This window comes from uncultured Campylobacter sp. (assembly GCF_938041645.1).
GTDB lineage: Bacteria > Campylobacterota > Campylobacteria > Campylobacterales > Campylobacteraceae > Campylobacter_B.
The window spans coordinates 40,259-47,869 of the sequence record NZ_CALIST010000049.1 but is presented as its reverse complement, the minus strand read 5'-3'; the positions used below and the strand labels follow the sequence as shown (position 1 = coordinate 47,869).

7 protein-coding genes are annotated in these 7,611 nt (G+C 48.0%); 2 read left to right on the top strand and 5 right to left on the bottom strand.

Annotated elements, in window-relative coordinates; translation table 11 throughout:
- Positions 1-96: 96 nt before the first annotated feature.
- Positions 97-306: a 4-oxalocrotonate tautomerase family protein gene (locus tag Q0600_RS07415; protein WP_005872687.1), complete on the bottom strand. Its 210-nt coding sequence runs from the start codon at positions 304-306 to the stop codon at positions 97-99.
- 188 nt (positions 307-494) lie between these two features.
- Between Q0600_RS07415 and Q0600_RS07410 the strand changes: the two genes are divergently transcribed.
- Positions 495-2,267, top strand: a complete 1,773-nt coding sequence (locus tag Q0600_RS07410) for an aryl-sulfate sulfotransferase (protein WP_298758708.1) — start codon at positions 495-497, stop codon at positions 2,265-2,267.
- 168 nt (positions 2,268-2,435) lie between these two features.
- Here the strand turns inward: Q0600_RS07410 and Q0600_RS07405 are convergent, their stop codons facing one another.
- Positions 2,436-3,278, bottom strand: a complete 843-nt coding sequence (locus Q0600_RS07405; RefSeq protein ID WP_298082365.1) for a substrate-binding domain-containing protein — start codon at positions 3,276-3,278, stop codon at positions 2,436-2,438.
- 162 nt (positions 3,279-3,440) lie between these two features.
- On the opposite strand from Q0600_RS07405, the gene Q0600_RS07400 reads away from it, so the two are divergent.
- Complete coding sequence (locus Q0600_RS07400; RefSeq protein ID WP_298758706.1) at positions 3,441-4,094, top strand: thiol:disulfide interchange protein DsbA/DsbL; 654 nt, start codon at positions 3,441-3,443, stop codon at positions 4,092-4,094.
- 522 nt (positions 4,095-4,616) lie between these two features.
- On the opposite strand, the gene Q0600_RS07395 is transcribed toward Q0600_RS07400, so the two are convergent.
- From Q0600_RS07395 to dsbI, 3 genes are read right to left on the bottom strand one after another with little or no spacing between them, the layout of a single operon-like run.
- The gene (locus tag Q0600_RS07395; RefSeq protein ID WP_298758704.1) at positions 4,617-5,297 is read right to left on the bottom strand and encodes a response regulator; all 681 of its coding nucleotides are present in this window, start codon (positions 5,295-5,297) and stop codon (positions 4,617-4,619) included.
- Between the two features lies 1 nt (position 5,298).
- On the bottom strand, positions 5,299-6,948 hold the full coding sequence (locus Q0600_RS07390) for a sensor histidine kinase (protein WP_298758701.1): 1,650 nt from the start codon (positions 6,946-6,948) through the stop codon (positions 5,299-5,301).
- Between the two features lie 39 nt (positions 6,949-6,987).
- The gene (gene dsbI / locus Q0600_RS07385) at positions 6,988-7,611 is read right to left on the bottom strand and encodes a protein-disulfide oxidoreductase DsbI (RefSeq protein WP_298758699.1); all 624 of its coding nucleotides are present in this window, start codon (positions 7,609-7,611) and stop codon (positions 6,988-6,990) included.

The following is a 7,611-nucleotide window of genomic DNA, read 5'->3' as shown; positions in this document are numbered from 1 at the left end:
GCCCGCCTGCGTGTTCGGTAAATTTAGACCGCTTAGCGGCGCAAGTATCGCCCGCTGCGAGCGTGATTTTTAGCTCAAAATCCTATAAAAATTCGCTCATTTTTTCTCTTTATTTTGTTTGATTTCCTCAAGACTTAGACCGCTTTTACCGATGCTGTCCATACCGAGCGTTTCGATCATCACGAGTATTGCGGCTGGGTCTTTGCCTAATACGCGTGCTAGCGTATTCGTAATCTCGGCGATGATTTGCTTTTTTTGCTCTTTTGTAGGCTCCGGAGCGGCTACTTTTATATTTACGAATGGCATTTTCTCTCCTTAAATTTGATAAAGCAGGGCTAATTATATCAAATTTTAGCCTGTTACCCGTCTCGCTTGCGTTCTAAAATTTAAGTAGATATATTAGAATTTAACTTTAAATTTGATTTAAAGCTAGTATGATTATTATGTGATTTGGTAGTAGTAAAATTAGTTAAATTTACCCAAAAGGAGCGAATATGCGTAAGATTTTTTTCGGTTCTATCGTTTTGGCTGCGGCCTTGGCAAGCGGCGCGCTTATAGCGGTGCCGCAGACTGCGAGTGCGGGCGTTTTGGCGCATCAAGTAAAAACCCAGGGCGAGCTTGGCTCGGTGTTTATCAACCCCTACGACGTGGCGCCTCTGACCGCCGTCATTGATCGCGCCGGCAAGGACATCAAGGATATCCACGTGCGGGTGCTCGGTAAGCCGAACGGCGGCATCGACATCGCCTATAACGTCTCCGAGCATGCGCTGCTGACGCACGACGGCGTGCCGATCTGGGGGCTGTACCCCGACTATCTAAACGAGGTCGAAGTAAGCTACGTTTTTAACGGCGAAAAGAAGGTCGAAAAGTATAAAATTTACGCTCAGCCGATCGTGACGTATAGCCGCGATTATAGATTTGGCCACATGCAAAAGATGAAGGTCAAAAAGGTCGATCCTGCGTTTAAAAATAGGCTCTATCTCATCAACAACACCATCACGAGCGTCCATAAACCGCTTGATTGGAAAAACGGCGGTACGGCTAGCTGGAACGACTTTACGGAAAATTTCGTCGTCGATACTCAGGGCGAGGTCAGATGGTATCTGGACTATCAGAAATTTTATGACCGCAGCGAGCGCAGAGTGATGGACGGCGGCATGATGATGGGCTTTCATCAGCTGCCAAACGGCGATCTGAGCTGGGGCATGGCGCAGCGATATATGCGTTACGATATGATGGGCAAGGAGGTGTATAATCGCGAGCTGCCGCGCGGCTACATCGACCTTAGCCACGAGGTGATGCCGCTAAAAGGCGATCATCTGCTGCTTCGCGTCGGTAAATACAACTACCACCACGCAGACGGCAGGATCTCGCACACGATCAGAGATCACATCATCGAAGTGGACGGCAGCGGCAAGGTCGTGGACGAGTGGGATCTGAATGAAATTTTCGGCAAAAACGTTTACCGCAGCAACCTAATCAAAGCTCTTGACGCTCGCGCCGTGTGCCTAAATATCGATATGGACGCCAAAGAGATCAAAATCAGCGACGATCTGCCTTTCGGCGACGTGACCTCGACCGGCACGGGACGCAACTGGGCGCACGTAAACTCGATCTCGCACGATCCTAGCGACGACAGCATCATCCTCTCGCTTCGCCACCAAGGCATAGTTAAGATCGGCCGCGACAAAAAGGTAAAATGGATCCTAGCGTCTCCTGAGGGCTGGAGCGCGGACTTTAAAGAAAAAGTGCTCGTTCCCGTCGATAAAAACGGCAACAAAATCAAATGCGAAAACTCAAAATGCGAGGGCGACTTCGACTGGTCGTGGACGCAGCACACCGCGTGGCTCACTCCGCGCTACGATAACAAGGGCTCCGTCAAGCACATCAGCGTATTTGACAACGGCGACGGCCGCGGCATGGAGCAGCCTGCGCTAAAAGAGCAAAAATACTCCCGCGCGGTCGAGTACAAGATCGATGAGAAAAAGGGCACGGTCGAGCAGACGTGGGAGTTTGGCAAGGAGCGCGGATTTGACTTCTATAGCGCGGTTACTAGCGTCGTGGAGTGGCAAAAGGATAAAAGCACGTACTTCATCTCAAGCTCGAACGTCTATCTGCTAAAACCTGATAAGACGATCAAAATGGTGCTCGTGGAGATCGATCCGAAAACAAACGACATTAAATTTGAAATGGACGTGGAGTCTGCGTCTAGAGACGACGTAGCATACCGCGCGATGGTGATCGATCCGAATATTTTTGATTATTAAAATTTCGCGCCGAGATTAAATTTAGTGCGATCGCCGCAGTAAATTTAGAATTTACGCGGCGGGTTAAATTCGGTCTGAAATTTAACCCGTTTGCTTAAATTTTACCCATCGCGTCGTTGAAATTCGGCTTATCAAATTTGCCGAATTTAATCTTTTAAGACTTAAATTCTACTCGCTTATAAAATATTTCTGAGCGTATGCAGCGTCGTTGTAAAGCCCTTCGCCGTATCTGTCTTTACCGTAATTTTTAATTATCTCTTGCCCTGCGCTTGAAGCTACGAAATCTATAAAATCTTTCGATTTCTTGCTTTCGGCAGTATCGCTATCGTTTTGTCTTAGGGCGCAATACGTATTTATTAGATATTTATCGCCGCGAAATAGAATTTCGCTGGATTTTATGTCTTTTTTCGCCACGACCCAAGTACTGCTATCGCTCATAAAATATGCTCCGTTTTTATCGGCTTTTAAAAGAGTCGCTAACATAAAATCTTTATTTGCCTCATACCACTGGCCTTGCGGAACGATATTTGCCATTTTCCAGATACTAAGCTCTTTTTTATGAGTTCCGGAGTTGTCCGCTCTGGTGTAAAAAAGGCTTTGGGATTTGGCTATATCGGTATAGGCCTCTGTTACGTTTTGGGCGGTTTTTATCTTTGCGGGATCGCTTTTAGGCCCTACGATAAAAAACTCGTTTGATCCGATCAACGTCCTTTGCGTAGCCCAGCCCTCTTTTACGGCGCTTATTTCCGCCTTTGGAGCGTGAACCATAGCGATATCTATCTTTTTATTTTTCAAAAGTTCGAGAGTCTGACCGCTTCCTGCTTTTATCCAGCAAATTTTGGTGTCGTTTGCCTTGCTAAATTCATTAGATAAAACTTCGAGTAGCCCAAGCTCTCCCGGGCTTCCCGTAGCAAGCTTTAGCTCCGTTTTTCCATCTCCATACACTGCGGTGCACTCACTCGCCATCAAACTGGCGCATAGCAAAATCGCGATACAAATAGACTTTTTCATAGCTACTCCTTGTTTTGAAATGTAAAATTTCAGGCATTATACAACCAAGGAACTTAAACTCGAAATGGTTAAAGAATTAAAAAAGAAGCTCGTTGCTTAGATTTTATTTCAAATTTACCCTTTATTTTATACAATCTTTAAAATTTACCGCAAAGGAATTTGATGAAAATGCTTTCTAAATTTATACGAATTTTAGCTGCCGTTTGCTTGCTTGGCGTAGGTGCAAACGCGCTGGAGGAGGGCGTTAATTATCAAGTGCTGCAAAAGCCGCTAAACGTACCGAAAAACAGCATCGTTAAAATTTTTAACTACGATTGCCCGCACTGCTATACGTTCGATAGGACGGTCACGCCGCAGCTGATGAAAAAGCTTGAGGGGACGGAATTTTTGCCGTGGCATCTAAAGACCAAGGGCGTGTTCGGACAGACCGCAAGCGGCGTATTCGCAGCCCTCATCGTGCTTGATGAAAAGGATGACGTCGGCCCGCTAAGCGATGAGTCGAAATTTAAAAAGGCGAAATTTGCGATTTACAAAGCGATCCACGACAAAAAGGACGATTTCGGCGGCGGTAGCGATAAGCAGAGATTTATCAAAACCGCGCTGGATGCTGCGGGCGTGAGCGTGGGCGAATACGAAGCGGCGCTTGCTAGCAAAAAGGCGCAGGCTCTGCTCGCGCAGTGGGACGGGGGCTACGAAGTCGCGGTGATTTCGGGCGTGCCGGCGTTTGTCGTGAGCGGCAAGTATCTCTTAAACACCTCCTCGTTCGGTTCGCTAGACGATATGGTCGCCGCGGCAAAGGAGCTGCTGGCGAAATAGGCTTCGCCGCGCCAAAGCAAACTTTGTTTTACGCGCTGCATTAAATTTAGCCGCGAGGCTTCTAACAAATTTTATCGCTAAGCCCTGCGGCGCGATAGCGACTAAATTTTAAGTTTTCAAAGCGCGGGTTTCGGCAGGTAAAATTTGAGCCGAAATTTAGAAATTTGACTTTAAATTTAAATGTAAAATTTCAAGGCGAAGTATTTTTACGTCAGACGAGGCAGCGGCAAACGAGGCGAGGGAGCGGACTCGCTCGTCCGTGACAGAAGCCGAGCGAGCCGCTTTCTGCTTGCAGTTGCGACCGCAAGGGAAGCAAAGCGAAGTATGGCGGAAAAAGACGAGCCGCAAAATAAAATTTAACGCCAAATTTGAACGTAGAAATTTCAAGGTGAAGTATTTTTGTCATAGACAAGGCGGATAAGCAAGGGCAAAGGAGCGTATATATAATACGTGACTGCAGCCCGCAGCGAGATCCAACGAAGTATAGGGCAAAAAGACAAGCCGCAAATTTCAAAATTTACCCTACTCGCCGCTTAGCAGGATGTATCCGCTCTCGCTAATATTCTTAAACCTCACCCCCAGCTCCCGCTTTAGCCTTAGCACGACGTTTTGTATCGCGCCCTTGCTCGTTTGCTCGCCCTCGTAGACGAACTCCTCGATCATCTCGTAGCTCACGAGCTTGTTTAGATTGTACGCAAAGAGCCAAAAGAGCTTGTTTTGCAAAAATGATAGATAAATTTCCTCGCCGTTTTTGTAGATCTTTTCTTTGGCGAGATTTATGCTGGTTTGCGGGCCCAGGCGCACGAGCTTTTCGTCCTTTTCGTAGGTTAGAGCCACGAGCAGACGGCACAGAGCGGCGATATCGACGGGCTTTTTTAGAAACGACGCCGCGCCGTGCTCGATGCTTTTGATGAGGTTGTCGTCGGTGTCGTAGGAGGTAAAGACGATAAATTTTTGCGCGGGCTTTATGCGTATCATCTCTTTCATCATCTCAAAGCCGTTCATCGCGGGCATGTGGATGTCGGTGATGACGATGGCGGGGGCTAGCTTTTTAAAGCGCTCCAGCCCCTCTAGCCCGTCGCCTGCGCCCCAGACGCTTAGGCAGTATGGTTTTAGCCCGCCTATTAGCAGCTCCCTTGCGATCTCGTCGTCCTCGACGATGAGGACGCTCAGGTCTTTAAGTAGCTTTAAATGCTCTTGCATCTCACTCCTTTAAATTTATCTCAAAGCCGAGCTCAAACGTCGTCGGATCACCCGCGCTTAGCAGTCTGATGTCGCCTGAAAGCTTTTCGTTTGCTAGCTTTTTGCCAAAATACAGCCCGATGCCGCTTCCTTGCTTTTTGGTGGTTTTTGGCTGGGTTAAAATTTTATCCCGAAGCTCCTTGCTCACACCGCTACCGTAGTCCGTGACGGCTATTTTGCACGTGCCGTTTTCAAATTTGACGTCAATAAAAACCTGCCGCTTGGCAATCTCGTCTTTGTATCGCTCCACGACCGCGTCTTTGGCGTTGTGAATGAGGATGAGTAAAATTTGCTGCACGATGCCCATTCGCTGCGTGGCCTCTTCGTCTTTAAATTCGCGCAAGCTTACTGAGACGTTTGCCTTGCTAAGCTCGGTGTGCATGAGCTTTAGCAGGTCTTTGATGCAGCGCTGCACGCTAAATTTTTGCGGAGCGTCGCTGTTTTTATAAAAATTTCTAAAAATCTCGATCGTATCGCTTAAAAGCACGGTCGCAGCCTGCCCCTTTTGCAGCATACTCTCTAGCGTCGCGGCGTCTAGCTTGCCGTCTTTTTGCAGCATGAGTAGGCTTGAGATCATCAAATTTAGCGAATTAACCGGCTGGATAAACTGATGATTTATGCCGCTGATTAGCTCGCCCGCCTCGCTCATACGGGCTTTGTGCTTGAGCAGGGCTTCGTAGTCGTCTTGTAGGTTTTTGATTTTTGAGTACATAAAGTTATGTAAGAAATTTGCCACCAGTGCCAACGCCGCGAAAGCAAAAAGCAAGATGAGGGCATTTTTTAGCACGGAGTTAAGCAGCGCGGCGAGCTCCTTTTCGTTATCGGTACCTGCGCCGATGAACCAGTTTAGCGTGGGGATCTCGGCGACGGAGATGAAATTTGATCCGATATTTAGGCTCGTGATATCCTCATCACGCAAAAAAAGCTCTTTAAATTTATCCTCGATCTGTTTTTTTAGTGCCGCATCCTTCATCGGCGTTAAAATTTCGCCGCCGTGTGTTACGATAAAGGCGTATGAATCGGGCGCGAGTTTAAATTTTTCCATATTTTTTAGTATGTTTTGCAGCTTCACCACGCCGCAAAATACCCCCGCAAACGAGCCGCCGTCCATGACGGGCACGCATAAATTTAGCGTCGGCTCGCCTAAAATTTTATGGCGCTGCATAAAATTTACCGTGGGCGCGAGCGTGCTTTTGGTCTCCTCAAACCATACAAGCCCCGTGCGCAGGCTCTTTGGCATCGCCTCGTCGCCCTCTAGCTCCTTACCGTCTACGAAAATTTCTCCGTCCTTGCGCAAAAACTGCAAGGCGTCGAATTCCGCGGAATTTTCTTTAAAAAGCCGTATGAAGCCGCCGAGTTTTTCGCTATCTTGCGAGATGCCCGCATTTTGAATAAATTTAGCCGCGCGCACCAGCGAGTGCAGGCGCTCGTCTAACCAAAACGAGAAATTCCCGACAATATTTTCGCTCGCGGCAATCTTGTTTTTATCCGCGAGAGCGACGATCTGCGCCTTGGCGTCCTCGTAGTTTTTCACGCCCAAAAGCACCACGAAAAGGCTTGCGAAAATGATGATGAAGTAGATTTTAAAATTATGCTCGCGTAAGGCTTTCATACGGCGAGTATAGCAAAATCGGTCTAAATTTAGACCGATTTAAGCTTTTTTAAAAGTTAAAATTTTGCAAATAAACATCGCGGCGAGCACGACGAAGCAGACTCCAAAGCCGATCAGCGTGCAGTCGGCCATCGACATAAATTTGCTTGATGGGATCAGGTACCAGCCGTCCTCGTAAAGATCGACGAGATACTTCTGAAAGCCACTTAGCGTGACGCCGTCGGGAACCAGCGGATTATCGTAGCCGCAGTCGCCCGTAGGCAAGAACCAATCAGGCGCCCATCGCTCAAGCGGCAAGCCGAACGGATAGTGCGGCTCGGTCGAGCAGCCCTGCACGCCGAACGGATCGTCTCCGTGCACAGCGTCGTGGATCTTGGCTAGCTTTACGCTATACATTATGCCCTGGATCGCGCCCCAAAAAGAGAGCAGATAACCTATACCCGCGAGCACTAAATTTTTGGGATTTACGATAGCTACGAGCCCGCCGAGCGCCATACACAAAAATGCAAAGCGGATATAGACGCACTGCTCGCAAGGCGGCATATAGACGTAGTTTTGAAACAGCGAGTGCGCTAGGATAACAAGCCCGACGCTCACCGCTATAAGGATCGCCCACGGCAGGCGGCTACATCCGAATTTTGCTATTTTTTCCGCAAATTTCAT

Coding starts and splice junctions, on each gene's coding strand:
- Q0600_RS07410 (WP_298758708.1), top strand. CDS start 495: ATGCGTAAGATTTTTTTCGGTTCTATCGTTTTGGCTGCGGCCTTGGCA.
- dsbI (WP_298758699.1), bottom strand. CDS start 7,611: ATGAAATTTGCGGAAAAAATAGCAAAATTCGGATGTAGCCGCCTGCCG.
- Q0600_RS07415 (WP_005872687.1), bottom strand. CDS start 306: ATGCCATTCGTAAATATAAAAGTAGCCGCTCCGGAGCCTACAAAAGAG.
- Q0600_RS07400 (WP_298758706.1), top strand. CDS start 3,441: ATGAAAATGCTTTCTAAATTTATACGAATTTTAGCTGCCGTTTGCTTG.
- Q0600_RS07395 (WP_298758704.1), bottom strand. CDS start 5,297: ATGCAAGAGCATTTAAAGCTACTTAAAGACCTGAGCGTCCTCATCGTC.
- Q0600_RS07390 (WP_298758701.1), bottom strand. CDS start 6,948: ATGAAAGCCTTACGCGAGCATAATTTTAAAATCTACTTCATCATCATT.
- Q0600_RS07405 (WP_298082365.1), bottom strand. CDS start 3,278: ATGAAAAAGTCTATTTGTATCGCGATTTTGCTATGCGCCAGTTTGATG.